This window comes from Arthrobacter gandavensis, from assembly GCF_015355785.1.
In the GTDB taxonomy this organism is placed as follows: domain Bacteria; phylum Actinomycetota; class Actinomycetes; order Actinomycetales; family Micrococcaceae; genus Arthrobacter_B; species Arthrobacter_B gandavensis_A.
This window is the reverse complement of record NZ_JADKYW010000006.1, coordinates 457,961-483,023: the sequence shown is the minus strand read 5'-3', so window position 1 is coordinate 483,023 and position 25,063 is coordinate 457,961. Positions and strand designations below refer to the sequence as shown.

Sequence of the window (25,063 nt, the reverse complement as noted above, 5' to 3'; positions counted from 1 at the left end):
AGCACTCCACCCAAAGGAAGGTCCCGCCCTCCCATGTCCGAAGCATCGCCTGGCCTGACGGTCCCCGCGCCGTGATCAGGCGTGCCCTGAAATCCTTCCCGGAAGGAATCGACTCGGCAGCCGGGGTGCCGAAGCACCGGCAGCTGGAAGAGATCCTGCGGCGGTTCGTCGAACAGCATGCCCCTCCCGGAACAGCTGTGCCCTCGGAACGGGAACTGTCCGAACACTTCAAGGTTGCCCGGATGACCGTCCGCCAGGCCATTGACGCCCTGGTGGCGGACGAGGTGCTGGAACGCGTCGTTGGCGTCGGCACCTTCGTGGCCAGGCCCAAGATGGACCTGCAGATCAAACTAACCTCCTACAGCGAGGAAATGCACCGCCGCGGCATGGTGCCGGATGCGCGCGTGCTGACATTCGAACAGGTGCCTGCATCCCACCTTGTCGCCCGGGAACTGCAGATCGACCCCGGACAGCCCGTGGTGCGGTTCCGCCGGCAGCTGCTGGCCGACGGTGAACCCATGAGCGTGGACGAAAACTTCATCCCCGCCTGGCACGTTCCCGGCATGTTGGAGGAAGAGCCCCCCACCTCGCTGTACCGGGTCCTCAGTGAGCGGTACGGCATGGTCATTGAGTGGGGCGAGGACACCATCGAGGCCACGGCAGCCACTGCGTCGACAGCGAGGCTGCTGAACGTGGACCTTGGCGCGCCGCTCCTCAAGATCCAGCGCCACGCGTACGTCTCCCGGTCGATGGTGGACTATTCCGTGTCCTACTACCGTGCCGACCGCTACAAGCTCTGGGTGCCGCTCCAGCGGCCGGGAATCCGTACGCCGCGCACCTACCACCCCGGACGCCATCAGGCGACCTGAACCAAGAACGGAGGGGTCGCCGAATGGAGATCCTGAGGATGTACAGGCAGGACCCGCCGCGCGGGATGCTTTTCAAGGAAGTCGTCTATGAGCCTGAGGACCGCTCGCTCATGACCACCAAGGGCAGGGTAGGACACGAAGGTTCCGTCTCCGTGCAGGAAGGCATCGAACCCGGCCAGGCTCAGGAGCTGATGCGGGAGTTTGGCGTGTCCGCCGCTGGGGAGGGGTACGCCGAAATTCCGGAGGAGGAGCAGCACTGGGTCATAGCCCAATACGCGCTCAAATCCAGGGACGGGACCGAGCGCGACCGGTACCTTGAACACAAGGCTGCCACTGCCATAGGCACCTACTTCTCCTGGCGGGGGCTCGGATCGGTTGAAGAGACCGGCTTCAGCCCGTACAAGCTCAACATTCTCTGCCTCGTCCCTGACGTAAAGCTGGCAGTCAAAGGCATCCAGGTGGTCCTGAGGGAATCCCGGCTGGACTTCACCAAGCTGGGTATTGGTTCTGCACCGTTCTCGGATCTGGACCACCCCGTGCGCCGGTATCCGCTGCCGTCGAAGGTGCCCTTCGAGCTGTAGGCCTCGCCTGGGGGCCCGCTGATCCGCGGAAAGCCAAGCCGTAAGAACGCGAAGAAGCCCCCGTCCTTCAGGACGGGGGCTTCTTGTCTTGGCGTGCTAGTGCTTCTCGATTGAAGCCGGAGCCTCATCCACTTCGCTTGCCTCAACCTCGGCATGCGGCTCGTGGTGGTGCGCGGCTTCAAGCTCGGCAGGAGTCACCGGAGCCACGCGGTCTTCGAAGAAGAACCGGGAAAGCGCTCCGCGGCGCTTCTCGCTGCGGCTGATCCTGCCCTTGGCATCCGGCTGGGCCGGGGTGACCTCGGGGGAGTCGAACGCAACCAGCTTGTAGCGCTTGAACTCGTCCAGCGGTTCGTGGACCTCGATGTACTCACCGTGCGGGAGACGGACGATGCGTCCGCTCTCGACGCCATGGAGAACGATCTCGCGGTCCTTGCGCTGGAGGGCCAGGGCGATGCGGCGGGCCACGATGAATCCGATAACCGGTCCGAAGAAGAACAGGAAGCGGAGCCAGTACGTCACATCGTTCAGCGACACCAGGAAGTGCGTGGCGATGAGGTCGGAGCTGGCAGCAGCCCACATGACACAGTAGAAGATGACGCCGGCCACACCGATGCCGGTGCGGGTCGGAGCGTTGCGCGGACGGTCCAGAAGGTTGTGGATCCGCTTGTCCTTGGTGACCCAGGCTTCGATCCACGGCCAGGTGAACAGCAGCGTGAAGACGATGCCTGCGGGCACCAGGGCCGGCAGCAGGACGTTGAGGGAGAGCGTGTTCACTCCCCAGGGGAACGGAATGTTCCATTCGAAGGGGAAGCCGAACAGCCAGCCCGGCATCAGGCGCAGGGCACCGTCAACCCAGCCGATGTACCAGTCAGGCTGGGTGCCTGCGGACACGGGGGAGGGGTCGTACGGGCCGTAGTTCCAGATCGGGTTGATGGTGAACACGGCGGAGATGAACGCGATGATACCGAAGACGATGAAGAAGAACCCGCCGGCCTTCGCTGCGTAGACCGGACCAACCGGGAAACCGACAACGTTGTTGTTGGTCCGTCCCGGGCCGCGCCACTGGGTGTGCTTGTGGATGACGACCATGAACAGGTGGATGCCGATCATCAGCAGGATCAGGGCAGGTACCAGCAGGATGTGCAGGACGTACAGGCGTCCAATCACGGCGGTGCCGGGGAACTCGCCGCCGAAGAGGAAGAAGCTGATGTAGGTTCCAACAACCGGGACAGCCTTGATGACGCCGTCGATGATGCGCAGGCCGTTGCCGGAGAGCAGATCATCGGGGAGCGAGTAGCCGGTGAAGCCGGCAGCCAGGGCCAGGATGAGCAGCACGCCGCCCACAACCCAGTTCAGTTCGCGGGGCTTGCGGAACGCGCCGGTAAAGAACACGCGCAGCATGTGCACCGAAACAGAGGCAACGAACAGCAGGGCCGACCAGTGGTGGACCTGGCGCATGAACAGACCGCCGCGGACGTCGAAGGAGATATCCAGCGACGAAGCGTAGGCGACGGACATTTCCACGCCCTTGAGCGGAACGTAGCTGCCTTCGTAGTGGGTCTCCGCCATGGACGGATCAAAGAAGAAGGTCAGGAACGTTCCGGAGAGGAGCAGGATGACGAAGCTGTAGAGCGCCACTTCACCAAACATGAAGGACCAGTGGTCAGGAAAGACCTTGCGGCCGAACTCTTTGACCATCATCGAGCCGCTCACGCGGGAGTCGACGAAGTTGGTGATGCGCCCGAGCTTGGTCTTCGGCTCGTAGGTGCCGGATACAGAGGTAGCACTCATGATCAGCCACGCTCCCAGTAGCTCGGTCCAACGGGTTCAGTGAAGTCGCTGGTGGCAATGAGGTAGCCCTCGTCGTCAACAGCAATCGGCAGCTGCGGCAGTGGACGGACGGCCGGACCAAAGATGACAGCGCATTCCTGGGTCAGGTCGAAGGTGGACTGGTGGCACGGGCACAGCAGGTGGTGCGTGTGCTGTTCGTACAGTGCCACCGGGCAGCCAACGTGGGTGCAGATCTTGGAGTAGGCAACGATGCCGTCCACGGACCAGTCTTCGCGTCCGGGGGAGGGGTTCAGCTCGGAGGGATCCAGGCGCATGAGCAGGACAACAGCCTTGGCCTTTTCCTCGAGCTTGTGCTCGGCGTCGTTCAAGCCTTCGGGAATCACGTGGAACGCGGAGCCCAGCGTGACGTCCGAGGCCTTGATCGGGGTGCCGCTCGGGTCCCTAGTCAGGCGGACGCCGTTGTCCCACATGGTGTGGCGCAGGACGTCTCCGGGCAGCGGGCCCAGGTCGCGGAACAGGACGATCGCGGGAAGCGGAGCCAGTGCCATGGCACCCAGCAGGGTGTTGCGGATCAGCGGGCGGCGCTTGATTCCGGTTTCCTCGATGATGTCGCCGATCATCTTCTCGGCGACAACGCGGTCTTCTTCCGGACGGATTTCGTGGCGTTCCTCGATGACCTCGTGGTCCGGCATGAGCGTTTTGGCCCAGTGGACGATACCGACGCCGATGCCGAGCATCGCGAAGGCGGTGCCGAGGCCCAGGAACAGGTTCTGGATGCGGAGCGTCCCGATGCTCTCATCCAGGCGGATAAAGAAATACCCGTAGAAAAACAGGAGCGTACCGAGAACGGAGATGGCGAAGAGGATCGCCACCTGCTTCTCGGACCGCTTCTCAGCCCGGGGATCCGTGTCGGCCAGGCGAGGGCGGTGCGGGGGAAGTCCAGGATTCTGGAATTCTCCTTCTTCGCCCTGGCCAGCCGTAGCAACGGTGCCCGAGGTGTTCGGACTGCCGTGACTATGGTCGCCCATGATCCCCCTCATCCTTCTGTTCAAACTGCATTAGTAGACCTATGTGTAACTGTGATGTCACCCCGGGGGGTGAGCGCGGCGGTGACTAGGATGACCGGGAGGTCAACCAGATGGTGAAAGCGATGATCAGGCCCAGGCCGGCTGTCCAGATGAACAGGCCTTCAGAGACCGGACCAAGTGAACCGAGCTCGGCTCCCCCCGGGGAACCGTTGGCTTCGATGTTCTTCAGGAAGGTGATGATGTCCTGCTTCTCCTCGGGGGAGAGGTTCGCGTCGGAGAAGACGGGCATGTTCTGCGGGCCTGTGACCATGGCCTCGTAGATGTGCTTCTCGGTGACGCCCTCCAGGGCAGGAGCGAACTTGCCGCGGGTCAGGGCGCCTCCTGCGCCGGCAGCGTTGTGGCACATGGCGCAGTTGACTCGGAACAGCTCGCCGCCCGCGGCAGCGTCGCCGTTGGCCTCGATGTACTCCTCTTCCGGAACGGAAGGACCGGCCCCGAGCGAGGCTACGTAAGCGGCCATCTGTGCGGTCTGTTCTTCGTTGAACTGCTGGGGCTTCTGCTGGGCCTGCGGGCCCTGCATGGCCATCGGCATGCGCCCGGTGCCAACCTGGAAGTCGACGGATGCTGCGCCTACGCCTACGAGGGAGGGGCCGTTCTCGGTTCCGCTGGCCTCCATGCCGTGGCAGGTGGCGCAGTTCGCAATGAAGAGCTTCTCGCCCTGCTGCACGTCATCGGCAGTGTAGGTAGTGGCGGCCTGGGCTTCGTTCGCTCCGGAAGCAGCTGCATAGATGCCGCCGGTAACGATGAGGCCCAGCAGCAGCAGTACTACTGCTGCGAGGGGGTGACGTCGCCTTTGCGATAGTGCCTTCACTTGGTGGTTCCTAACTTGTGTGGTCTTTTGGTTACTCGTGCCACTTTGAACATTGCTGTGGTGCTGCCCTGACGGACTACTTGAGGAAGTAGATGATGACGAAGAGGGCAATCCAGACCACGTCGACGAAGTGCCAGTAGTAGGACGTCACGATCGCGGAGGTCGCCTCGAAGTGTCCGAACCGCTTTGCGGCGTAGGCACGTCCGATGATGAACAGGAATGCGATCAGGCCGCCGGCCACGTGCAGGCCGTGGAAGCCGGTGGTGATGTAGAACGACGATCCGTAGGCGTTGGAGGAGAGCGAGATCCCGTGGTGCACGAGTTCCGTGTACTCGAAAGCCTGGACGGCAACGAAGATGGCACCGAGGAAGAAGGTCAGGTAGAACCACTCGACCATTCCCCAACGGGCAATCTGGAAGAGCCCGCCGGTGCGGCGCGGCTGGAGCCGCTCAGCGGCGAAGACGCCGAACTGGCAGGTGAAGGAGCTGGAAACAAGAATCACCGTGTTCACGAAGGCGAAAGGCACATTCAGCTTGGCCGTCTCGATCTCCCACATCTCGCCCGAGGTGGAGCGGAGCGTGAAGTACATCGCGAAGAGCGCAGCAAAGAACATGAGTTCGCTGGAGAGCCACACCACGGTCCCTACGGAGACCATATTGGGGCGGTTCAGCGTGGGGTGAGCCGGGGTACTGGGGGCATGGGTCGCTGTTGTCACATAGACATTATGGCCGTAAAACTGCCCAGTTCACCAACAGAACCAGACGAACGGCGCGTCCCGTTCGTTCCCAAACCGCCCACTTCCCAGCAACGGCGCGGAACTTACCGTCCGTAAACAAATCAGCATTTTCTACGATTCGTAGATAACCTAGAGCCTGTGAGTATGTTTTCGAGTTCCGAGCACACCTGGCCGTCGCTTATTACCGCGCTTATTGCGAGGCAGGACCTGAGTTCCGAGCAGACCTGGTGGGCGATGAACACGATCATGGCAGGCGACGCATCCGACGCCCAGATCGCGGGCTTCCTGGTCGCCCTGCGCGCCAAGGGAGAGAGTGTCGAAGAACTCACCGGCCTGGTGGAGGCCATGCTGGCCAACGCCAGGCCCATCGACATTCCCGGAGAGACCCTGGACATCGTGGGAACCGGCGGTGACCGGCACAACACGGTCAACATCTCCACGATGGCTGCGCTCGTGTGTGCCGGCGCCGGAGCGAAGGTGGTCAAGCACGGCAACCGGGCTGCGTCGTCCTCCTCGGGGTCCGCCGACGTCATTGAGGCCCTAGGCGTACGGCTGGACCTGCCGGTGGATCGGGTTGCCCGGACGGCCGTGGATGCAGGCATCACCTTCTGCTTTGCCCAGGTCTTCCATCCATCCATGCGGTACGCAGCCGTTGCCCGCAGGGATATGGGCGTAGCCACCGCGTTTAACTTCATGGGTCCCCTGACCAACCCCTCACGTCCCTCTGCTTCGGCGATCGGCGTGGCTGATGAGCGGCTCGCGCCGCTGATCGCCGGCGTCCTGGCGGCCCGCGGCGTCCGTGCCCTGGTGTTCAGGGGCGGAGACGGGCTGGATGAACTGACGACGACGGGCAGCTCAACCGTCTGGGAGGTCCGGAACGGGGCTGTGGAGCGGTCAACGGTGGATCCCCTGGATCTCGGGATAGCCAGGGCCACCCTGGACGATCTGCGGGGCGGAGACGCCGCTGCGAATGCCGCCGTCGTCCTCGGCGTGCTGGCGGGGGAGCGGGGGCCCGTCCGGGACGCCGTGCTGCTGAATGCCGCTGCCGCGCTGGTGGCGCTGGATTCCTCCGCTGACGGAACGCTGACTGACCGGCTGCGGCAGGGCCTGCGCCGGGCCGAGGAGTCCGTGGACAGCGGGCAGGCCCGCAAGGCCCTTGACCGCTGGGTACAGGCCACCCGGTAATTCCGGGCGGAAATTGGAGCCCTCGCAGAATCGCAGGAGGCGGACCGTATGGTCCGCCTCGTGCGGTATTTAGGTGGCTGAATGACGCTGCTTACGAGGGAAATTCGCTACCCGAACCTTGCCCAAATAGCCCGCGATCCCTGTAAAATCCGGTGTTTTACGGGCCTAACTACCCGTCGACGCCCAGGGAGAACGCGGCGTCAAGATCGTGCTTCGAGTAAGCCCGGAAGGCGATCTGCGTGGTGGTCCCGATCACACCGGGGACCTTGGAAAGACGGTTGGCAATGGCGTCGGCCAGGTCTTCGTGGCGACGGACGCGGGCGATCGCAATCAGGTCCCACTCACCGGTGACCGAGTAGACCTCGCTGATACCTTCAATTTCGGAGATTTCCTCCGCGCACTCCGGAATCCGGGCCGAGTCGGTCTGGATGAGTACGAAAGCGGTGATCATGGCTTGCCTTTCCTTCTCCTGCTGGGCGCCGGTGTCAGGCGCTGTCTATGAGCCTAGTTGAATCGTTGCGGGTGCGCCTCCGCATGACAAGGGAAGATGCAAGGCGCGGAAGGAGCAGGAAGGCGCCCAGCACGCTGAAGGTGACCAGCTGGAAGCTGAACGCTGTGCCGGCGCCGGCCAGGGCGCGCACGGCCAGTCCGCCTCCGGCGGTAATGAGCCACAGGAGGATGCCGTGCGGCCAGAGGGAGGCCGGGCGGTGCCGGAGGCGGAGCAGGGCCCAGCCCGACAGCGCGGCAGCCACAAAGGGAGACGCGGTAAGAAGGACGCCGGCGGGATCCACTCCATGGGCGTGGGTGTCCCGGCCCAGCGCCGCAAAGACAAGAATGAGTACGACGTCGGCGGCCAGCTGGACGGGCCAGTGCCGGTTTGGGCCGTTCACTGGCCGGCTCCTGCCGTGACGCCTCCGTGTTCGCGGATAAATGGTCCGATGAGTTCGCGGACGAGGCGTCCGACCTGCTCCAGGTCCTTGCCGGATTCAAGGAGGCGGGTTCCGGTGTGCACAATGGCATTGATGAGTTCGGCAGTGCTGATGGGGTCTTCAGTGCCGAGGTCTTTCAAAGCCCCCACCAGCGGGTCCAGGATCGCCTGGTGCATGCGGGCACTCTGCGCGTCGAGTTCCTCGCTGGGCGCCAGGGATGCCAGGGCGCTGCCAACGGCGTGCTCGCCCTCATCCACCAGGGCGATATTCGTGAGCACATAAGCGAGGATACGGTCTGCCGGCTCCTTCTGGGCGTTCATGGCTTCTTCCACGCGGCGTGCCCAGCGCGGAAAGACGTCCATGACGAGTGCATTGAGCAGGTCGGTGCGGGACTTGTAGTACTGGTAGGCGCTTGGCCTGGCGAGCCCGGCCAGGGCGGCCACCTCGGCCATACTGGGTGCTTCGCCCGTGCGGGCCAGGAGCGTTCTTGCCGCATCCAGGAGGGCCCTTTGCTGTGCGGCACGGTGTTCGGCCACCGTCGGCGCGGTAATGCGGGGCAAAGAGCCCTCCTGTTCGTGCAGTGTCTAGCTTGCGAGCCGTCCGTCGACCATCTCTACGACGCGGTCGCAGTGGTGGAGGACGTCGTGGTCGTGGGTAACCATAACAGTAGCAACCCCGAACTCATGGGTTTCCCGGGCGAGCAGCTCCACGACATCCTGGCTGCGCTTGCGGTCCAGTGCCGCGGTGGGCTCATCGACCAGCAGCAGCGACGGCTTTGTCACCAGCGCACGGGCGATGCCGACGCGCTGGCGTTCCCCGCCGGAGAGCTGGTCGGGGCGGCTGTGCTGCCTATGGCCCATGCCGACGGCGTCGAGGAGCAGCTTGGGGTTGAACTTCCCCTTCATCTTGGCCATCCGGTGGATGAGCTCAAGCTGTTCCGCGGCGGTCAATGCCGGGATCAGGTTGCCGGACTGGAACACAAACCCGATGTTCTCCAGCCGGAACCGTGCCGCGGCGGACTTGCTGAGGGTGGCGAGGTCGGTGCCGTTGACACTGACCAGTCCGGTGTCCGGTGTGGCGAGCGCACCGGCGACTGCCAGCAGGGAGGATTTGCCGGCGCCTGAAGGGCCAACGACGGCAACGAGTTCGCCCGGTTCTACGGCCAGGGACACGTTGTCCAGTGCCTGGACGGTGCTTTCTCCGTCACCCAGGGCCATGCCGGCGCTCTCGATGCGCAGGCCGCGGGTGGCGGTCTTGGTGCCGGAGGTGCTGGTTTGTGTGCTCATCGCTGTCCTCCCAGGGCAGCCAGGGGATCAACCCGGGAAATACGGACAATGGCGATCGCCGCACCGAGGACGCCCATCAGGATCGTCACCGCGGTGGCGGTTGAGATGGGACCGGCTTCGAGGGCGAACGGCATGGCGCTCCCAGAGAGCCATGCGCCCATGCCGAGGCCTGCTGCTACGCCGGCCGCGGTGGACAGGGCCAGGATGACTACGGCCTGGAAGAGGCCGTCGCGCAGCAGGTAGCCGGTCGAAGCGCCCACGGCGCGGAGTACTGCCAGCTCGTGCTTGCGCTGGATCGTCCACACGGTGAAGAAGGCGCCGACAACCAGGGCGCAGATGGCGTAGAGGAAGACCTGGATCATTTCGAGCGTCATGGTCTCGGCGGTGTAACCCGGGGACGCGTCGAAGGATTCCTCGAGGGTGGAGGTGACGGTGCCTGCCGCGGCGTCACCCGCAGCGAAGTCAAGCCCGGCGCCGTCTTCGGCCTTGACGGCGAGGGCGCTGGCGGTGTCGAAGTCGACCGCGGCAATTTCAGCCTCGGCCGGTGCGCCCGGCTGGGACTGTCCGCTGGCGATGTACTGCCAGGTTCCCAGCGGCAGGTAGGCCATGTCGACATGGCCGAAGGTTGCCTGGCCGTCAGTAAACCCGACAACGGTCAGTTCGACGTCCAGCCGGTCCAGCGTGACCACCGAACCGAGTTCGATGCCTGCCTCTTCCGCGGTCGAAGAGACCACCATCTCATTGGGGGCCCGGGCTTCGCGTCCTGCGCCGACGGCGGGGGCCAGGAACGAATCCGGTTCGATGCCGAAGAGAGACAGGTCAACCTGCGTGCCGTTTCCGGTGGTGCCGTTGACGATAGTTGAACCCAGCATGGTGACATCCTCAACACCGTCCTGGGTGCGCCAGGCTTCGGCCTGTGAGGGATCGACGACGCTGCGGGAGAAGGCATTGTCGGTCTTGGTGCCCTCGTTGAAGGCGATCGCCGTCGCCGGCATGGCCTTGAGGCCGGACACGCCGTCATTGACAAGTCCGGACGACAGTCCGGAGAGAAGGACCATCAGTACGGCAATGAGGGCGATGACGCCGCCCATCAGGCCGAACCGGGCCCGAGCGAAACGCAGTTCGCGCAGCGCTAGGAACATTGAAAACCCCTTGATCGTTTGGGTACGTACGTTGCTGACACTTAGTCAGTAACATACCAACATCATGTCACCATGATGTCCCGTCGCCAAACGGGCGCCGGGCCAACCTGCCCGGAAGCACCCGCCCGGGTATCGGCGGGCCGCATGCCTCTGCTCTGCTGGGAAGGTGACGACAGCGCGGGAGGCCTGGCACCGCGTGCGGCATTCCAGGGCCGTGCGGTGGATCACCGTTGCCGTTGTGATGCTGCTGGTGTTCGAGTATGTAGTGCTTCCGCAGATCCTGGGGTCGGAAAACGTACTCAATGCCCTGCAGCGCCTTCCGCCGGTCGTCCTGCTCGCGGCGGCAGCCCTGGAGGCGCTTTCGCTGTGCTGCTACAGCGCACTGACGTCGGTAGTGCTCCCCGGCTCGGTTAAACCCGGCTTCTTTACGCTGCTGCGTATCGACCTGAGCGACCTGGCCGTCAACCATATTGTGCCGGGCGGCGGGACAACTTCCGCCGCGCTGCGGTACGGCCTGCTGACCCGATCGGGTGTGCGGCCGCAGAACGCCCTGAGCGCAGCAATGGTCCAGGTCGTCGGGGCCAACGTTCTGCTCGGGGTCCTGTTCGGGGCAGGGGTGCTCACCGCTCTTGGTGAGGTGCGGGTCAACCGGTACTTCATCACTGCCGGCGTCATGGTGCTGGTGCTCCTGGGCCTGAGCCTGGCGGTGCTCTCCGTACTGGACCGGCACTTGGGTGCGGCGGTGCGGGTGGCCCGCAGGACGGCCCGGCTGGTGAGGATCATCAAACCTGAATCGGCGGAAAGGTTCGTTCGGACCATGGCGGCAGAAACCGCGATGTTCCGCAGGGATCCAAGGCGCCTGGTCCTGGCACTGGTCCTGGCCGTCTGCTATTGGGGGTTCGATGCCGCCTGCCTGTGGACCTTCGTTGCCGCCTTTGGGCACACGCTGGGGCCCGGTGAGCTGCTCATTGCGTACTGCCTGGCGAACCTCGTAGCACTGGCGCCGCTGACACCCGGCGGGGTGGGACTTGTGGAAGGCGTCCTGGTTCCCACCCTGGCGGGCTTTGGAACCCCGAGCCCAGACGCGGTGCTGGCGGTGCTGTCCTGGCGGATCCTGAACTTCTGGCTGCCCATTCCCGTGGGCGGGCTGGCATGGCTCTCGCTTCGCCTCGGCGTTCTGCGAAAGGCTCCTGCGCAGGGAAGCGGTATCCGGCAGGGCCCCTCCGGCGGTTAGTGCAACCGTTCCATCCAGTTTGCGGGGACCCGCCCGGCGGGCCCCGGCGCAGGCTGCGACACCGGGTGCGCCTGGGGCGGAGCCAGTTCCGGGCCTTCGAACACCGTCTCGTCGGTATAGCTGTAGAACCAGTCCTCACCCGGTTCGTAGCTGCGGATCACTGGGTGTCCGGTGAGCCTCTCATGTGCGGTGGCGTGCTGCGCGGGAGAGGAGTCGCAGCAGCCTACGTGGCCGCACTCGGCGCACCGCCTCAAGTGGAACCACCACCCTCCTGCCTCCGTGCACTCCACGCACCCGGGCCCCGTGGGCGGAACAGCGGGATTGATTCCCGGTACGGATTCCATGGCGGCCTCCTCTGGCGCACTGTGGGAGTCCCACCACGCTAGCCGTTTCCGGCGGCACCCAGAAGAAGGCGGGCGGCAAATGGGCGGGCGGCCTACCCTTTGGGTGCGGCCCCGGCGTCGGGCTCCCCGCCGGGATAGCCAACTGTGAGTGTGTCCAGGACCGTCTGCCGGGTGAACACCCCGCTGCCGGGTTCTGTTTCCGTCAGCAGATCGATGGTGAACAGGACCGTAGTGCTCGTCGCAGACGGGTTGGCGGGGAGCGAAAAGCCGGACGTGTAGGCATACGGGGGTTCCAGCGCGAAGCTGCCCTGGTCGTTCGTGAGTTCGACGCCCATGGCATCCACCCGGGCGTTGAAGCGGGTGACCCGGACGGCTCCCGGACCCGGAGCGCCGTCGATCTTCACGCTGACGTTGATGATCGGAGAGGATTCAGGCGTCCAGCCGGCCGGGTCCTCACTGGTCCAGTAGTCCAGCACAAGAGTGTGGGAGGCGGCCCCAAGACGGTGGCTGGTTGAACCGTCAGCCAGGTCGTTGTCAACCGCGGGCCCCGGAACCATGGACGCAGCGGAGCTTTCCGGGCCTTCGCTGCTGCCGGGGAAACCGGGGACTGAACACGCCTGGAGCCCCGGCAGCAGGGCCAGGGCGGCCGCAATGCCAATGAGGCGGCGTGCCCCGGACTCCCGCCGGCTTCTGCCGGTCATACTTTGAATCCCCGGTGCCGGCGCAGTGCCTTGCGCAGCATGAAAAGGGTCTGGACAAGAGTGGTGATGTAGAGGATCGGCCACCCGATGGCCAGTACGGCGGACTGCAGTCCGCCGGGAAGGTTGAGCCACGCGAACGTTAGCCCGGCAACGATGACCAGGGCCACGAGGGCGGGCATCAGGAACCCGTAGCCCGCGCCCCGCTCCGCCCGGGCCTGAGCGGCCCAGTTGTCGGTCTGCTGCCTTGAAAAGAACTTCGCCCACGCCCGGACGAAATGTCCGATCCGCAGCCAGAGATAGAGCTCGGCGGGGACGGCAAACAGCGCGAAGGCAATGTCCCTTGCGCTCCGGTCCCTGATGGACAGCGCGATGCGGAGATTAAGGATCACGGCAACCAGCGGCGGGATAAGCCAGAACCAGTAAAACACGTAGGCACCTATGCTGAGCGCTGCGGTGAGCAGCAGGATGAAACCCATCCGGGTGACGATGTTGAACAGCATGGAGACGTTTTCGCTCCAGCGCAGCCGCAGGTTAGGGTGCAGCGGCTGGCCCGGTGTATTGCTCCGCTGCCCCGGCCACATCAGATCGATTGCGCCGTAGTTCCACTTCACCTGCTGGCCGTCCAGGGCCCGCAGCGTCTCCATCCCGCCCACTGATGCCCGCGCGCGGGCGGAGATCTTGGTGGCGTAGCCAACGCTCTTGATTTGCAGCGAGAGCAGCGAGTCCTCAACCTCAGAGTCCTTGACCCACGGCGTGGCCTGGCGGTTGTCCACCATGACATTCTTCAGAGCCTCCATCGAGAGAATGGAGCACTGGCCGCCCAGGACTGCCATGTTGCGGCCCCGGAGCAGATTGTCCATGTTGAAGGCGGCAAACTGCGCCCTCTGGCCTGTTGTGAGGTACTTGGCGATCAGCCCCTTTTTAGGCTCCGCGACAGTGTAAATCGCCGAAACGCCGCCGACCCGGGGATCGCTGAGGATTTCCTTTTCTAGGTGTTCTACGGCGTGTTTGTCCAGGATGGTGTCCCCGTCCACCCCAAGGAAATAGTCGTAGTCATTGCAGACCTGGCTGAAGCCGTAATTGAGCGCTCCGACCTTCTTGTCTGAGTTGGCACCGATGTCGTGGACAAAAACCTCAGTCTGGAAGGTGAGGTCCTGGTAGGTGTGTTCGTGGGGCCCGGCGAACTCCCTGGCAAGGTAGAACGTCTCATCGTCCGTGTTGTTGATGACCACGTGGATCACGTCCGGAAGCCGGGTCTGCTTCAGGAGTGCGTTGAGGACCTCCACTATGGTGTCTTCTTCGTTGTAGGCCGGAATGATGCAGGCGATGGAAGCCCGTTCCGCCGGTTTTTCTGCTGTTTTCCGCTGGACTACTTTCAAGTAGCCGGCGTTGGGTATTTCCCGGTCCGTGATCATGGAGCCTTCCTCCCGGCGTCTGTAGCCTCACCGCTTGCAGTCGCCATTTTTACAGCGGAAGTACTCGAGTATTCGAAAGTTTCCCACAGGAATTGCTCAAATTTGGACCCAGTCCAGTTTTCCTGCACCGCAGCTTGGGCGGCCAGGGCCGGGGGAGCCGGTTCAGGCGGCTCTCTTACGGGGACGGAGGACGGCTGCGTGGGGTCAAAGCAGCTGCGCCAGGACTGCCGCTGCGGCCAGCAGTCCCAGCAGGGTGCCCTGTACGGGTTTGGTGAGCCGGGCAGTTCGTCCCAGCACTCCGCCCGGCACCTGGTGCATCAGCCAGTTGCGGCGGGCGTTGATCTTGCGCATGGTGGTTTGTCCTTTCGTCCGGCCGGATCTACAACGTGCCGTGAGTAGTTTTAGTCTGCTTCTTTCCAGCGCCGCGAAGCCAGCCCGCGGGCGGTGATATTCACTGCCCGCCGGTGTGGGGAGGCTAACCCGGCGTGCCGCGCAGGTGCGGAGGGGTGTCTGCCGCTGCACAGAAGGGCGTGAATCTGCGCACGGCGGCTCCTTGGAGAGCCCGGGACGCCGCGGGGCTTAGCCGGTAACCTCTCAGGGACGAGTCCTATCCTAAAAAAATGAAGATTCTGCCCCTGGCGGCAGCAGGGTTCATGGCTTCAGCCGTAGCCGCAGCCGGAACACTGGCCGCAACTGCCATCCACAAAGATCCAAGACCTTCGGCCCTCCTTATCCGAGGTGTGTTCTCCAGCGGGGGAAAGGTGCAGCTGCGCACACTGCGTAAACACGTACCATCCGGGGGCGTCCGGTCCCACCGTTCCCTGCCCTACCTGAAAAAATCGGCACGCCAGTCCATGGACGTATTCCTGCCAACCGACTCCGGGGACGGCCCGCATCCAGTAGTGGTGTGGGTGCATGGCGGCGCCTGGATCTCCGGGTCCAAGGAGAATGTCGCTCCGTATCTGGAAATCCTGGCCGGGCACGGTTATGCGGTGGCAGGCGTCGGGTACTCGATCTCGCCCGAGGCCAGTTATCCGCAGGCTGTGACAGAGCTGAACCATGCCCTGGGGTACCTCCGGGAACATGCGGGGGAGTACGGCATCGACCCGCACCGGATCATCCTCGCCGGTGATTCGGCCGGAGCGCAGCTGGCTGCCCAGCTGGCGCTGATCATTACCGACCCCCGGTACGCTGCCGGCATGGGTGTGACCCCGGCGGCCGCACCGGAAGACCTGCGCGGAACACTTCTTTTCTGCGGTGTCTATGACCTCAAGACCATGGCCAAGCTGACGGGACCGCTGGGCTGGGGATTCCGCACGGCGCTCTGGGCCTACACCGGGTCCAAGGACTGGGCCTCCACCCCGGCTGCTGAACACATGTCCATCCTTGAGCATGTGGGAGAGAACTTCCCGCCGACGTTCATTTCCGGCGGCAATGCCGATTACCTCACCGACCAGCAGTCCAGGCCGCTGGCGGACCGGCTGGAGGAACTCGGCGTGCCGGTTGTCCAGCGGTTCTGGCCGAAGAAGCACAAGCCCGCGCTGGGGCACGAGTTCCAGTTCAAGCTGCAGCTCAAGGACGCCCGGATGGTCCTGGCGGACACCCTGAACTTCCTGGACGCGGTAACCGGGTCAGGATCGGTGCCGGTGCGCTCGGACTTCCAGGCCACGGCCTAGCCTCATCAAGCCGCAGGAGAGTGCCGGCCCGCTCCGGCAGAGGAGCGGGCCGGCACTGCGCTGTGGGCTAGGACTGCCAGATGTCGTCCCCGCGCAGGGAGGCGTCAGCGCCGCCGTCGCAGTAGATGGTCTGGCCGGCCAGATGTGAGTTCTCCTCGCTGGCAAGCCAGGCCAGGATCCGGGCGATGACAACCGGCTCGGAGTGGCCGTTCAGCGGCATCGGAACGTTCTCGTCGACCATCTGGACGCCTTCGGGGGTGGCCAGGAGTTCCTTGGTCATAGCGGTCAGGACGGTACCCGGAGCGACGGCATTCAGCGGGATGCCGTTGCCCGCGTAGAGCTCGCTGATGGATGCGCGGCGGACCCACCGGCTGAGGGCGCGTTTGGAAGACGGGTAGTTCAGGTACCCGATCTGCGGGCCCTGGTCGGCGAGCTTCTGTCCTATCTGGCGGGCAAGGGGTTCGTCCCCGGCGAGCATGGCCTCGACCAGCTCGGGGGAGTTCGGCTGCAGCGACGCCATGGAGCTGACGACGACGGCACGGGGGGCCTCGCTGCGTGCCAGTACCGGGGCGAGCCGGTTCAGGAACTCAGTGACTCCGAAGAAGTTCACGGAGACCGTGAGCGGAACCGGTGCGGATATGCCGGCGCACGCAATGACAGCGTCTACAGTGCCGCCTGCCAGTTCAACTGCGCGGTCGGCAGCAGCCTGGCGTCCTTCAGGGGTGCTGAGGTCCGCTTCCACCTCGGCATTGCGCAGGTCAACACCGATGACGGTGTTGCCCCGTTCCTTGAGCAGCTGTGCTGTCGCTGCACCAATGCCGGAGGCGGATCCTGTGACGATATAAGTACGCGTAGTCATACTTCGAGATTACTCCCGCTCCGGATGTGGTATGTGGGCCTTGCGCCGAGGCGGGCTGCCGGGGATGCGAACCGGGGCAGTCAGTGCAGCGAGGCGTCCGCGGCAGTGACCCGCCAGGAGTGGAACACCGCTTCGAAGCGGGCCGAGGAGGGTGAAGCCACATACGGTCCCGCGCTGACGGGGCCGGCGGGGGAGAAGGGCGCCACGCGCAGCAGCTCCAACGGGTTGCCTGCCAGGCCGGCGCGGATGGTGAGGGCATCACCTTTCCAGCTGGCACGCACCACGGTCCGTTTGCCCAGCCACTCGTGGTGCGGCGAGGAAGACCAGTCCGATTTGGGGGCAGTGACGACTGCACCTGCCTGCAGGCGTCCGTCCGCGAACTCGATGCCGGCCTTGACCCATGAATCCGTTGCCGCGCGAAGGAAGATTCCAGCCTGGTCGAACTGCTCGAAGGCCTGGGCAGTGAACTCGACCTCCATGGCTGAATCCGGAGGAAACGGCGCGAGCAGGGCGTTCTCCGACGCAAACGTGAAGCCGTACGCGGTTTCACGCCAGGCGTCGCTGCCCTCGGACGCCGTAACCTGCAGGTTCGCGCCCACCTGACGGGTACCTGCGGGTCGGTTCGTCCAGCTCCCGGCGTTCCAGTCCAGCGTGCGTTCCTGATTCATGATTCCCCCGGGGTTTGGCTGCTCATGGTGGCCGTCCGCGCCGCTGGTCTCCGGCACCGTGTGGCTCTCCGCAATATACCCCGAAGCTTCACCGGGGGGACCGTTCTCGAACCGCTAGTTGACATAATGTAGATTATCGGCTCAGGGACAACATCCCGGGGAGGTCCCCCCTTTGCCGTTTTGTACCAAGCTTCCGCCGCCACTCATATCCACTCTGCGAAGCCCGGCCGAGGCCCGCTTTCCGTGCACAGTTCGGCCGGTGCGCAAAGCTGCTGGTCCGCGGGGGTGCAGCGCGGGAGCCATTCTTGGGAAAGGTACCTCACGTGTTCTTGCTCATGTTCCGGGCGCACGCCAGGCCGGTTTTGGGTTGACATAATCTCCCCCGAGAGCTGTCCGCCCTTGCGGTACAGCTTTACATAATGCGCCCTTCCCGCTCAGGGAACATTTGCGCAGGGCGTGGCGTTGTACCGGGCGTTGACCTGCAGGAAGGCTGAGAATGCGCGGAACGTCCGGGTATCCGGCCGCCCCTACGGCCGGCAGACTGCAGTACGGGAAGTTTCCGGGCCAGCGCCGGGCAGCCGTCAGGGATCTGCAGTGCTCCGCGGTTTAGCCACAGAAGGACCTATTCAGAAGCCGTTTGGTGTGTTATGCGGCTTCGCCTATATGATCTACGCTCGAACCCCCCACAAATTCAGGAGATAAGCACTACACATGGCTACCGATTACGATGCACCGCGCGTCAAGGAAGAAGACCAGCCCACGGACTCTTTGGAGGGGCTGAAGGCCCAGCAGCGCGGCGGAGCGATGACGGCGGTTATCGACGTCGAGGAATCCGACGCCATCGACGGGTTCGACCTTCCGGGTGCGGACCTTTCCGGTGAAGAACTGCTGATCAAGGTTGTTCCGGCACAGGCTGACGAGTTCACCTGCATGTCCTGCTTCCTGGTCCGCCACCGTTCCCAGATTGCGCTGGAGAAGAACGGCGAAAAGTACTGCGTGGACTGCGAGGGCTAACAGCTCTCCCCCGCAGCAAATCGACCGAACAGGGCCTGGGGCAGCGATGCTTCAGGCCCTGTTCGTATGCACTACCGGCAGTACAACCTCGTTCCGCCGCATGAACCATGGCTTATACGGCGGATCGTAGCGCGCAAAGGCGGGCGATCCCGCGGGTTCGAATCCGGCTTGGCGGACGGCGACCTCCAGCGCTGTGGCGTGGGTTTCGTAGCTCGACTGCGTCCATCTTCCGGAATAGGAGGAGGCGGCCTGCAGCGCCTGCGGAACCTCCAGCAAGGCTACCCCCGGCACCTCTGGCACGGGTGCCGAGTCCAGCCGGGTTCCGGGCGGCAGGACGAACGAGACATCGAAAGTGCCGGGAACCTGGCCGGGCTGCAGCAGCACCGGAGCCGTCATAGCCTGGCCCGTACCGCTGATGTACCTGAAAAGCGGCCGGAACGCGTTGTTTCCCGCGGCTTCAAACGGACCGCTGACGTTCACTCTTGCCATCACGCAGCCTGCATAGTCCCGAAGTTCAAAGTCCGGATAAGAACTGATCAGCTGATACGTCTGTTCGGCCGTCATGGCCAGCCATTCTAGACCTGCGGCACGCCCAGGGAAACGGGTGCTGACTAGGATGGAGGCGTGATCTACGAACCCGGCGCCGCGGACTCCTCCGCGGACATCCGCTCCCTTGTCCTTCCCCTGCTGGAACTGGACCTGGTTCCCATCGTCCAGCTGGGCCACCCGGTATTGAGGCAGTCTGCCGTGCCCTACACCGGTCAGCTGCACCGCGACGAACTCCAGGCGCTCATCGAACTGATGCGCCGGGTTATGCACCATGCCCCCGGGGTTGGCCTGGCCGCGCCGCAGATAGGCATCCCGCTGCGCATCGCAGTGCTGGAAGACGCCTACGCCCCTGACCCGGAGACAGCCGAAGTGCGCGAACGCACCCCGCTCGAATTCTTCACCATCATCAACCCGCGCTACGAGGCCCTGGACGGCGAAACAGCTGCGTTCTACGAGGGCTGCCTCTCCTTCGAGGGCTACCAGGCGGTGGTGGAGCGGCACCGCTCGGTCCGCCTGGATTACGACGACGAGCACGGCACGTCCCAGCGCCGCACCTTCACCGGCTGGCCGGCGCGGATTGTGCAGCACGAAACAGACCACCTGAACGGGACCGTCTATGTGGATAAGGCCATCACCAGGTCGCTGAGCTCGAACGCCGAGTTCCCGCGCTGGGCCTCCCCTGACCTCGGAGAGGCCCGGCGCGGGCTGGGATTCTAGGAAGTCCGGCTAGACGCCTGCGGGGGCGGCCTCTTTGTCCCGGGCAGATGTTTCCGGTGCTGGATTGGCCGGCGTCGGCAGCCACTTGGCCCACCAGTTCAGGATGTGCTCAAAGCGCTGGCGGCGGTGCCAGGGCGTGCCGGCCCGGGAGAGCTCATGGTTTTCCCCGGGGAAGAGCAGCAGCTCCGTCGGTACGCCCCGCAGTTTCAAGGCCGTGTAGTACCGCTGGGCCTGCTCAACCGGGCAGCGCAGGTCCTCTTCGGAATGCAGGATAAACGCCGGCGTGCGGACCTTGTCCACCTGGGCAAACGGACTCTGCGCAGCGACCTTGGCCGGATCAGAGCCCGTGTACGCCTCGGAGAAGAACCAGCCGATATCAGCGGAGCCGACAAAGGACAGCGGGTCCAGGAAACCCCGTTCAACCACTGCAGCGGTGAACCGGTGGTCCTGGGAAATGGTCCAGGCGGTCAGGTAACCGCCGTAGGAACCTCCCATCACCCCCAGCCGGGCGCCGTCGAGCTCCGGATGCGAGGCAAGGACGCCTTCGAGGAATCCGAGCACATCCTGGAGGTCGAGTGTTCCCATGGCTTCCTTGATGGCGCGCCCGTGTTCCTGGCCGTATCCGGATGAACCACGCGGATTGCACATCAGCACTGCATAGCCGGCCGCCGCGTAGGCCTGAGCCTCGTCGAAGAGGCCCCAGCCGTACTGCGAGAAGGGTCCGCCGTGGATGTTCAGCAGCACCGGATGCGGGCCTTCGCCCTCCGGGAGGACAACCCAGCCGTGCACCGGGTATCCATCCGCGGACGGATGGGTCTCCTCCCGCAGCGGCAGCAGGCCCGCCGTTCGCCGGAAACCGGCAGAAAAGTCCGTCAGGACCCGCAGTCCGCCCGGCACTGAAGGATCCACCAGTGCGGCGTCTCCGCTGGTCTGCTGGTCGGTGAAGGTGACCACGACGGCGCCGGCAGCCTCGGCAGCACCGGTCACCACGCGCGGACCGGACACCAGCGTGCTGAGTGCTCCGCTGCGGTCTGCCCGCAGCAGTTCGCAGGCGCCGCGGCTGAGGTTGAAGACCAGCACCCGGTCTCCGCCCGCAGCGACGATTCCACCGCCGGCAAGATCCATGCCCTCAGGGTCCGTCAGCCGCACCGCAGCTGCCGGATCCGCCATTGGTGCCGCATACAGTGCGGTGTTGCGCGCAACGAAATCGAGTCCGGAGCCGGAAACGTCCTGGCCCAGGTAGTACAGCCAGTTGCCGTCGCTGCTTTGCAGCGGGTGGGACACGGTCAGCCGGGCGCCGGCGAGGTTCGTCAGCCGCCGCGGCTCCCCCGTGCCGTCGGCACGCAGCTCGTAGACGTCTGTCACCAGGTCTGTATCTGCCTGCTCGTGAAGGGCCGCGGTGAACAGGACCGAGGCGCCGTTGGCGCTGAAGACCGGATTCTGGACGTCGGCATCCCAGCTGGTCAGCTGGACCGCCTCCGGAAGGCCCGCGGGCGCCTGCTCCCCTTCCGGAGCATGCCCTGCCGCGCGGCCCACAGGCGCGACGAACGGTTCGGCACCAAGATCGGGCAGCGTCAGGACGAATGCCTGGACAAACTTGTCCCGGGTGTACCCGGCACCGTTCATCCGGTAGTTCAAGGTGGTGATCAGGCGGGGATCCTCTGCACCGGCCGGGACACCGTCCAGTGTTCCGTACCTTCCCTGTTCGGGAACGCGTGAGGAGAAGACAAGCTGCGCAGAATCCGGCGAGAAACGGAACCAGGACACGCCCAGATGCCTGTCGGTGAGCTGGACCGGTTCCCCGCCCCCAGCGGGAACCGCGTACAGCTGCGGCCGCCCGCCCGGCGCCGAGCGCAGGAAGACGATCACCGATCCGTCCGGGGAGAACCGGGGTGCGGAGTCGCTGAACCCGCGGGTCAGGCGGCGCGGAGCAGATCCGTCCAGGCCGACGCTCCACAGCTGGCCCACGTAGGAGTCGGCCGCGAAGTCCGGCCGCTGGACGGAGACCACGGCCCGGGTGCCGTCGGGGCTGAGTGAGGGTTCGGAGACGGAGTTGAGGAGATCCAAATCACTGGGTTTCATGGAACCGAGCCTAGCAACACCAACGTCCGGTCCAGACGGCGCCCCGGCACGGGGGCGGGCGGTTCCAGTGTCCCGGAACGGCCTAGGATTGGGGTATGCCCACCGGAGAACGCCGCCTGCTCACTTGCCCAAACTGCGGCGGTGACCTGCAGCCGGATGCGGCACGCACACGGCTCAGCTGCCCCTCCGGACACCGGTTCGATGCCGCCAAACAGGGCTACTTCAACCTGCTCACCGGTGCAGGCACCAAGTTCCAGGCGGACACCCCGCAGATGGTCCAGGCGCGGACGGCCTTCCTTGGAGCCGGGCATTACGAGCCGCTGGCCCGCAGGCTTGCCGCCCTGGCATCCGGTGCCGGTTCCCACACCGGGCCTGAAGCGGGGCCGGTCATCCTCGATGCCGGAGCCGGCACCGGCTACTACCTGCGTGAAGTTGCACGTGAGGCAGGCGCCGCTGCAGCCGTTGCACTGGACATCTCCAAGTTCGCCCTCCGCCGGGCCGCCCGGGTGCTGCCGCAGGGTTACGCACTGGTTTGGGACGTATGGCGCCCGCTGCCGCTGGCTGATGCGGCGGCCGATGTCCTGCTCAACGTCTTCGCTCCCCGGAACGCGGCTGAATTCCGCCGGGTGCTCGCGCCGGGCGGACGGCTCCTGGTTGTCACTCCCCTGCCCGGCCATCTGCAGGAAATACGGGGATTGGCCGGCATGCTGGAGATCGGCGGCGAAAAGGAAGCACGGGTGGCCCAGTCACTGGGTCCGGAATTCGAAGCGGGGCCGGCGGAGCGTCTCGAGTACCGCATGGCACTGGGCCGGACCGACGTGGAGAACGTGGTCCTGATGGGTCCGTCCGCGCATCACGTCGATGCGGACGCCCTCGCAGACACACTGAACCGCACCGAGTTTCCCCTCCCGGTGAGCGCTGCGTTTTCACTCCAGCAGTTCCGGGCTGCGGACCGTCACGGACACTGATCCCCGCACTGCGGCCATACCCGAAGCGATGAATCGTGCCACACCCGTAACCGGGTGAGCCTAGGTAAACCCGCGTTTATCAGGCAGAATGAGCCTCAAAGCCCGTTACTAACCCACTCCGCCCGGCGCTGGACGGCTCTGCAGCACCCGGCTCCGGGGTGGACGGAGCCGGAGGGAAAATCATGCAGGAACTGTACAACTGGCTTGTCGACTACGGCTGGGTCCTCTGGCTGGTGCTCTTCCTGGGTTTCGCTGCCATCGAAACCCTCACTCTGGACCTCTTTTTCGCCATGCTGTCAGTGGGTGCCCTGGCTGCCATGCTCGCGGCAATCCTGTCCGCGCCCGTCTTCCTGCAGGTTGTTGTCTTCTGCATAGTTGCCCTGCTGATGATCGTCTTGGTCCGGCCCGCTGCCCTGAAACACCTGAAGGCGGGAACCAAGGAACAGCGCTCAAACATCGAGCGGCTCATCGGTGACACGGCGGTAACCCTCGAACCGGTTGGTTCGCGCTCCGGAACGGTCAAACTCGCCGGTGACACCTGGACTGCCCGCAGCGGAGACGGGTCCCTGCTGCCTGCCGGGGAGCAGGTCGCGGTGACCCGGATCGAAGGAGCCACCGCCGTCGTGGAGCCGCTGCGCCCCGAGGACACCCGGTCCATGGAAGGGCACCCTGAAGACGACGGCGGCGTGAACGGCCGCCGGTAACTACCACCACGGGAGCCCTGCCAGTCGGCCGGGCCCCACAAGCCCCCTGGCAAGGGGCAGGAACCAGGCCGGACATCAACGCGGTTCGGCCTCAATGCAAGGGGGAATATGGAAACCACCGTCCTGTTAGTCATCCTGGCTGTCCTGGTCATTTTTGTCCTGGTCGTCCTGGTCAAATCCATCCGGATCATTCCGCAGGCCCGGGCAGGCGTCGTCGAACGCCTCGGCAAGTACCTGCGCACGCTCAATCCCGGACTGAACATCCTCATCCCGTTCGTGGACCGGCTGCTCCCGCTGCTGGACCTTCGCGAGCAGGTTGTCTCCTTCCCTCCGCAGCAGGTGATCACCGAGGACAGCCTTGTGGTCTCCATCGACACCGTTGTCTACTTCCAGGTCACCGATGCCCGTGCCGCAACCTACGAGATCGCCAACTACATCCACGCCGTGGAACAGCTGACGACGACGACGCTGCGCAACGTCGTCGGCGGGCTGAATCTCGAAGAGGCACTGACCTCCCGCGACCGGATCAACGGCCAGCTGCGCGGCGTGCTCGATGAGGCCACGGGCCGCTGGGGCATTCGCGTTTCCCGGGTGGAGCTCAAGGCTATTGAGCCGCCACTGTCCATCCAGGATTCGATGGAGAAGCAGATGCGTGCCGAGCGTGAGCGCCGGGCTACCATCCTCACCGCCGAGGGCACGAAGCAGTCACAGATCCTTACCGCCGAAGGCCGGCGGCAGGCAGCCATCCTGGCCGCAGAGGGTGATGCCAAGGCTGCGATCCTTCGCGCTGACGGTGAATCCCAGGCCATCCAGAAAGTTTTCGAGGCGATCCATAAGGGCAATCCGGACCAGAAGCTCTTGGCCTACCAGTACCTGCAGACCCTGCCCAAACTCGCCGAAGGAGACTCCAACAAGCTGTGGATCATCCCCAGCGAACTGGGTGAAGCCCTTCGGGGTGTCGGCTCCGCTTTAGGTGACTTCCTGCCTGACGCACGCCCGGCCGCTGCTCCCGGCAGCGGTAAACCCGCTGGAGCGGACGCAGGAACCGCTGCTCCCGGCTTCCCCGCTGAATCCCCCGCCACCCTCCGTGCAGGCTCGGCGGACAACGTTTCCTAGGCTGCAGTCGCCGCAGTGCCCGGGTCCGGCTATAATTGACTGTTTGCCGGGGTCCCGGTGTCTGACGGGAACAGGATCCGCGGCTGTGGCGTTGAACCGGAAGAGAAAGCCGGCGTGCAGCCGGCATAGACTTTGGCGGCTGTCCTAACGGGCAGCAGGCATTACTGATGGGCCGCTGGGCCTTTCGAAACTGATGAGGGAGAAAAGATGAGCGATCGTAGCCTGCGGGGTATGCGACTTGGTGCGCAGAGCATGGAGACGGAATCCGGCGTTGAGCCGGCTCCCCGCCAGCGTGTCGAGTACCGCTGCGAGGACGGCGAACGCGTGTTCGTGACCTTCGCCGCCGAGGCAGAGGTTCCCCCGGTCTGGGTATCCAAGACCGGCAAGGAAGCCCTGCTGGTCGACGGCGAGAAGCCGGACACCAGCAACGAGAAGCCGGTGCGCACGCACTGGGACATGCTGCTTGAACGCCGCAGCATCGAAGAGCTCGAAGTGATCCTCCAGGATCGGCTGGACAAGCTCCGTGAACGCCGCGGAGAGCGCGCCGCTTCCTAGGCAGCTGCCGCAAGGCAGCACCAAACGGCGAAGGCCGGCAGCC

28 protein-coding genes are annotated in these 25,063 nt (G+C 64.8%); 11 read left to right on the top strand and 17 right to left on the bottom strand.

All coding sequences use genetic code 11. The annotated features are described in order from the left end of the window. Nucleotides 1–86 precede the first annotated feature (86 nt). Entirely contained in the window at nt 87–869 is a 783-nt protein-coding gene (locus tag ITX31_RS14020) for a GntR family transcriptional regulator (protein ID WP_194784321.1), read from the top strand. Between the two features lie 23 nt (nt 870–892). Continuing rightward, nucleotides 893–1,450: a hypothetical protein gene (locus ITX31_RS14015; RefSeq protein WP_194784011.1), complete on the top strand. Its 558-nt coding sequence runs from the start codon at nt 893–895 to the stop codon at nt 1,448–1,450. A gap of 96 nt (nt 1,451–1,546) precedes the next feature. On the opposite strand, the gene ITX31_RS14010 is transcribed toward ITX31_RS14015, so the two are convergent. The 4 genes from ITX31_RS14010 to ITX31_RS13995 form a co-directional block, all read right to left on the bottom strand. Continuing rightward, nucleotides 1,547–3,241, bottom strand: a complete 1,695-nt coding sequence (locus ITX31_RS14010; RefSeq protein ID WP_194784010.1) for a cytochrome b — start codon at nt 3,239–3,241, stop codon at nt 1,547–1,549. 2 nt (nt 3,242–3,243) lie between these two features. Next, nucleotides 3,244–4,269, bottom strand: coding sequence for a ubiquinol-cytochrome c reductase iron-sulfur subunit (locus ITX31_RS14005; protein WP_194784009.1), 1,026 nt, complete (start codon nt 4,267–4,269; stop codon nt 3,244–3,246). Between the two features lie 85 nt (nt 4,270–4,354). Next, nucleotides 4,355–5,140 carry a c-type cytochrome gene (locus tag ITX31_RS14000; protein WP_194784008.1) on the bottom strand — a complete coding sequence of 262 codons (786 nt, stop codon included), beginning with the start codon at nt 5,138–5,140 and terminating at the stop codon, nt 4,355–4,357. 76 nt (nt 5,141–5,216) lie between these two features. After that, a complete protein-coding gene (locus tag ITX31_RS13995) occupies nt 5,217–5,855 on the bottom strand; it encodes a cytochrome c oxidase subunit 3 (RefSeq protein WP_091604736.1) in 639 nt (212 codons plus the stop codon). Nucleotides 5,856–6,020: 165 nt separating this feature from the next. Here ITX31_RS13995 and trpD point away from each other — a divergent pair, with 165 nt between their 5' ends. After that, nucleotides 6,021–7,061 (top strand): anthranilate phosphoribosyltransferase, encoded by a 1,041-nt coding sequence (trpD, locus tag ITX31_RS13990; protein ID WP_194784320.1) that lies wholly within the window; start codon nt 6,021–6,023, stop codon nt 7,059–7,061. Nucleotides 7,062–7,230: 169 nt separating this feature from the next. Here trpD and ITX31_RS13985 read toward each other — a convergent pair whose 3' ends face one another. From ITX31_RS13985 to ITX31_RS13965, 5 genes are read right to left on the bottom strand one after another with little or no spacing between them, the layout of a single operon-like run. Further along, complete coding sequence (locus tag ITX31_RS13985) at nt 7,231–7,512, bottom strand: Lrp/AsnC family transcriptional regulator (protein WP_194784007.1); 282 nt, start codon at nt 7,510–7,512, stop codon at nt 7,231–7,233. A 34-nt stretch (nt 7,513–7,546) separates the two neighbouring features. After that, complete coding sequence (locus ITX31_RS13980) at nt 7,547–7,951, bottom strand: DUF3054 domain-containing protein (RefSeq protein WP_194784006.1); 405 nt, start codon at nt 7,949–7,951, stop codon at nt 7,547–7,549. After that, on the bottom strand, nt 7,948–8,550 hold the full coding sequence (locus ITX31_RS13975; RefSeq protein WP_194784005.1) for a TetR/AcrR family transcriptional regulator: 603 nt from the start codon (nt 8,548–8,550) through the stop codon (nt 7,948–7,950). Before ITX31_RS13975 ends, ITX31_RS13980 begins: the two co-directional genes overlap by 4 nt. 24 nt (nt 8,551–8,574) lie before the next feature. Then, on the bottom strand, nt 8,575–9,276 hold the full coding sequence (locus tag ITX31_RS13970; protein ID WP_194784004.1) for an ABC transporter ATP-binding protein: 702 nt from the start codon (nt 9,274–9,276) through the stop codon (nt 8,575–8,577). Beyond that, nucleotides 9,273–10,418: an ABC transporter permease gene (locus ITX31_RS13965; RefSeq protein WP_194784003.1), complete on the bottom strand. Its 1,146-nt coding sequence runs from the start codon at nt 10,416–10,418 to the stop codon at nt 9,273–9,275. The genes ITX31_RS13970 and ITX31_RS13965 overlap by 4 nt, the downstream gene beginning before the upstream one ends. A 196-nt stretch (nt 10,419–10,614) precedes the next feature. Here ITX31_RS13965 and ITX31_RS13960 point away from each other — a divergent pair, with 196 nt between their 5' ends. Beyond that, nucleotides 10,615–11,652, top strand: a complete 1,038-nt coding sequence (locus ITX31_RS13960) for a lysylphosphatidylglycerol synthase transmembrane domain-containing protein (RefSeq protein ID WP_194784002.1) — start codon at nt 10,615–10,617, stop codon at nt 11,650–11,652. Here ITX31_RS13960 and ITX31_RS13955 read toward each other — a convergent pair. The 4 genes from ITX31_RS13955 to ITX31_RS13940 all read right to left on the bottom strand — a co-directional run bounded on the left by ITX31_RS13955 (nt 11,649) and on the right by ITX31_RS13940 (nt 14,463). After that, nucleotides 11,649–11,996 (bottom strand): UBP-type zinc finger domain-containing protein, encoded by a 348-nt coding sequence (locus tag ITX31_RS13955; protein WP_194784001.1) that lies wholly within the window; start codon nt 11,994–11,996, stop codon nt 11,649–11,651. The two genes, ITX31_RS13960 and ITX31_RS13955, sit on opposite strands and share 4 nt — an antisense overlap. Before the next feature lie 92 nt (nt 11,997–12,088). Beyond that, complete coding sequence (locus ITX31_RS13950) at nt 12,089–12,697, bottom strand: hypothetical protein (RefSeq protein ID WP_194784000.1); 609 nt, start codon at nt 12,695–12,697, stop codon at nt 12,089–12,091. Next, nucleotides 12,694–14,112 carry a glycosyltransferase family 2 protein gene (locus tag ITX31_RS13945; protein ID WP_194783999.1) on the bottom strand — a complete coding sequence of 473 codons (1,419 nt, stop codon included), beginning with the start codon at nt 14,110–14,112 and terminating at the stop codon, nt 12,694–12,696. Before ITX31_RS13945 ends, ITX31_RS13950 begins: the two co-directional genes overlap by 4 nt. A 204-nt stretch (nt 14,113–14,316) precedes the next feature. Continuing rightward, complete coding sequence (locus ITX31_RS13940; protein ID WP_194783998.1) at nt 14,317–14,463, bottom strand: hypothetical protein; 147 nt, start codon at nt 14,461–14,463, stop codon at nt 14,317–14,319. 269 nt (nt 14,464–14,732) lie between these two features. On the opposite strand from ITX31_RS13940, the gene ITX31_RS13935 reads away from it, so the two are divergent. Further along, entirely contained in the window at nt 14,733–15,788 is a 1,056-nt protein-coding gene (locus tag ITX31_RS13935; RefSeq protein WP_194783997.1) for an alpha/beta hydrolase, read from the top strand. Between the two features lie 67 nt (nt 15,789–15,855). On the opposite strand, the gene ITX31_RS13930 is transcribed toward ITX31_RS13935, so the two are convergent. Then, nucleotides 15,856–16,647, bottom strand: a complete 792-nt coding sequence (locus ITX31_RS13930; protein WP_194783996.1) for an SDR family oxidoreductase — start codon at nt 16,645–16,647, stop codon at nt 15,856–15,858. A gap of 80 nt (nt 16,648–16,727) precedes the next feature. Continuing rightward, entirely contained in the window at nt 16,728–17,372 is a 645-nt protein-coding gene (locus ITX31_RS13925) for a DUF1349 domain-containing protein (protein WP_323745692.1), read from the bottom strand. A gap of 654 nt (nt 17,373–18,026) precedes the next feature. Between ITX31_RS13925 and ITX31_RS13920 the strand changes: the two genes are divergently transcribed. Further along, nucleotides 18,027–18,329 carry a DUF4193 domain-containing protein gene (locus tag ITX31_RS13920; RefSeq protein WP_194783995.1) on the top strand — a complete coding sequence of 101 codons (303 nt, stop codon included), beginning with the start codon at nt 18,027–18,029 and terminating at the stop codon, nt 18,327–18,329. Nucleotides 18,330–18,380: 51 nt separating this feature from the next. Here the strand turns inward: ITX31_RS13920 and ITX31_RS13915 are convergent, their stop codons facing one another. Beyond that, a complete protein-coding gene (locus ITX31_RS13915) occupies nt 18,381–18,893 on the bottom strand; it encodes an SOUL family heme-binding protein (protein WP_194783994.1) in 513 nt (170 codons plus the stop codon). Between the two features lie 60 nt (nt 18,894–18,953). Here ITX31_RS13915 and ITX31_RS13910 point away from each other — a divergent pair, with 60 nt between their 5' ends. Continuing rightward, nucleotides 18,954–19,595: a peptide deformylase gene (locus ITX31_RS13910; protein WP_194783993.1), complete on the top strand. Its 642-nt coding sequence runs from the start codon at nt 18,954–18,956 to the stop codon at nt 19,593–19,595. Between the two features lie 9 nt (nt 19,596–19,604). Here the strand turns inward: ITX31_RS13910 and ITX31_RS13905 are convergent, their stop codons facing one another. After that, entirely contained in the window at nt 19,605–21,677 is a 2,073-nt protein-coding gene (locus tag ITX31_RS13905) for an alpha/beta hydrolase family protein (RefSeq protein WP_194783992.1), read from the bottom strand. Between the two features lie 95 nt (nt 21,678–21,772). On the opposite strand from ITX31_RS13905, the gene ITX31_RS13900 reads away from it, so the two are divergent. The 4 genes from ITX31_RS13900 (at nt 21,773) to ITX31_RS13885 (ending at nt 25,020) form a co-directional block, all read left to right on the top strand. Further along, a complete protein-coding gene (locus ITX31_RS13900; RefSeq protein WP_194783991.1) occupies nt 21,773–22,645 on the top strand; it encodes a methyltransferase domain-containing protein in 873 nt (290 codons plus the stop codon). Between the two features lie 182 nt (nt 22,646–22,827). Further along, nucleotides 22,828–23,349, top strand: coding sequence for an NfeD family protein (locus tag ITX31_RS13895; RefSeq protein ID WP_323745691.1), 522 nt, complete (start codon nt 22,828–22,830; stop codon nt 23,347–23,349). 108 nt (nt 23,350–23,457) lie between these two features. Further along, nucleotides 23,458–24,465: an SPFH domain-containing protein gene (locus tag ITX31_RS13890; protein WP_228529352.1), complete on the top strand. Its 1,008-nt coding sequence runs from the start codon at nt 23,458–23,460 to the stop codon at nt 24,463–24,465. A gap of 207 nt (nt 24,466–24,672) precedes the next feature. Then, nucleotides 24,673–25,020 carry an RNA polymerase-binding protein RbpA gene (locus tag ITX31_RS13885; protein ID WP_152227916.1) on the top strand — a complete coding sequence of 116 codons (348 nt, stop codon included), beginning with the start codon at nt 24,673–24,675 and terminating at the stop codon, nt 25,018–25,020. The last annotated feature ends 43 nt before the right edge of the window (nt 25,021–25,063 follow it).

Bases quoted from the DNA above. Each gene is read 5' to 3' on its own strand.
- ITX31_RS14005 (WP_194784009.1), bottom strand. From the start codon at position 4,269: ATGGGCGACCATAGTCACGGCAGTCCGAACACCTCGGGCACCGTTGCT.
- ITX31_RS13985 (WP_194784007.1), bottom strand. From the start codon at position 7,512: ATGATCACCGCTTTCGTACTCATCCAGACCGACTCGGCCCGGATTCCG.
- ITX31_RS14015 (WP_194784011.1), top strand. From the start codon at position 893: ATGGAGATCCTGAGGATGTACAGGCAGGACCCGCCGCGCGGGATGCTT.
- ITX31_RS13950 (WP_194784000.1), bottom strand. From the start codon at position 12,697: ATGACCGGCAGAAGCCGGCGGGAGTCCGGGGCACGCCGCCTCATTGGC.
- ITX31_RS13940 (WP_194783998.1), bottom strand. From the start codon at position 14,463: ATGCGCAAGATCAACGCCCGCCGCAACTGGCTGATGCACCAGGTGCCG.
- ITX31_RS13930 (WP_194783996.1), bottom strand. From the start codon at position 16,647: ATGACTACGCGTACTTATATCGTCACAGGATCCGCCTCCGGCATTGGT.
- ITX31_RS13935 (WP_194783997.1), top strand. From the start codon at position 14,733: ATGAAGATTCTGCCCCTGGCGGCAGCAGGGTTCATGGCTTCAGCCGTA.
- ITX31_RS13945 (WP_194783999.1), bottom strand. From the start codon at position 14,112: ATGATCACGGACCGGGAAATACCCAACGCCGGCTACTTGAAAGTAGTC.
- ITX31_RS13895 (WP_323745691.1), top strand. From the start codon at position 22,828: ATGCAGGAACTGTACAACTGGCTTGTCGACTACGGCTGGGTCCTCTGG.
- ITX31_RS13905 (WP_194783992.1), bottom strand. From the start codon at position 21,677: ATGAAACCCAGTGATTTGGATCTCCTCAACTCCGTCTCCGAACCCTCA.
- ITX31_RS13965 (WP_194784003.1), bottom strand. From the start codon at position 10,418: ATGTTCCTAGCGCTGCGCGAACTGCGTTTCGCTCGGGCCCGGTTCGGC.
- trpD (WP_194784320.1), top strand. From the start codon at position 6,021: ATGTTTTCGAGTTCCGAGCACACCTGGCCGTCGCTTATTACCGCGCTT.
- ITX31_RS13970 (WP_194784004.1), bottom strand. From the start codon at position 9,276: ATGAGCACACAAACCAGCACCTCCGGCACCAAGACCGCCACCCGCGGC.
- ITX31_RS13955 (WP_194784001.1), bottom strand. From the start codon at position 11,996: ATGGAATCCGTACCGGGAATCAATCCCGCTGTTCCGCCCACGGGGCCC.
- ITX31_RS14010 (WP_194784010.1), bottom strand. From the start codon at position 3,241: ATGAGTGCTACCTCTGTATCCGGCACCTACGAGCCGAAGACCAAGCTC.
- ITX31_RS13920 (WP_194783995.1), top strand. From the start codon at position 18,027: ATGGCTACCGATTACGATGCACCGCGCGTCAAGGAAGAAGACCAGCCC.
- ITX31_RS13915 (WP_194783994.1), bottom strand. From the start codon at position 18,893: ATGACGGCCGAACAGACGTATCAGCTGATCAGTTCTTATCCGGACTTT.
- ITX31_RS13900 (WP_194783991.1), top strand. From the start codon at position 21,773: ATGCCCACCGGAGAACGCCGCCTGCTCACTTGCCCAAACTGCGGCGGT.
- ITX31_RS13885 (WP_152227916.1), top strand. From the start codon at position 24,673: ATGAGCGATCGTAGCCTGCGGGGTATGCGACTTGGTGCGCAGAGCATG.
- ITX31_RS13890 (WP_228529352.1), top strand. From the start codon at position 23,458: ATGGAAACCACCGTCCTGTTAGTCATCCTGGCTGTCCTGGTCATTTTT.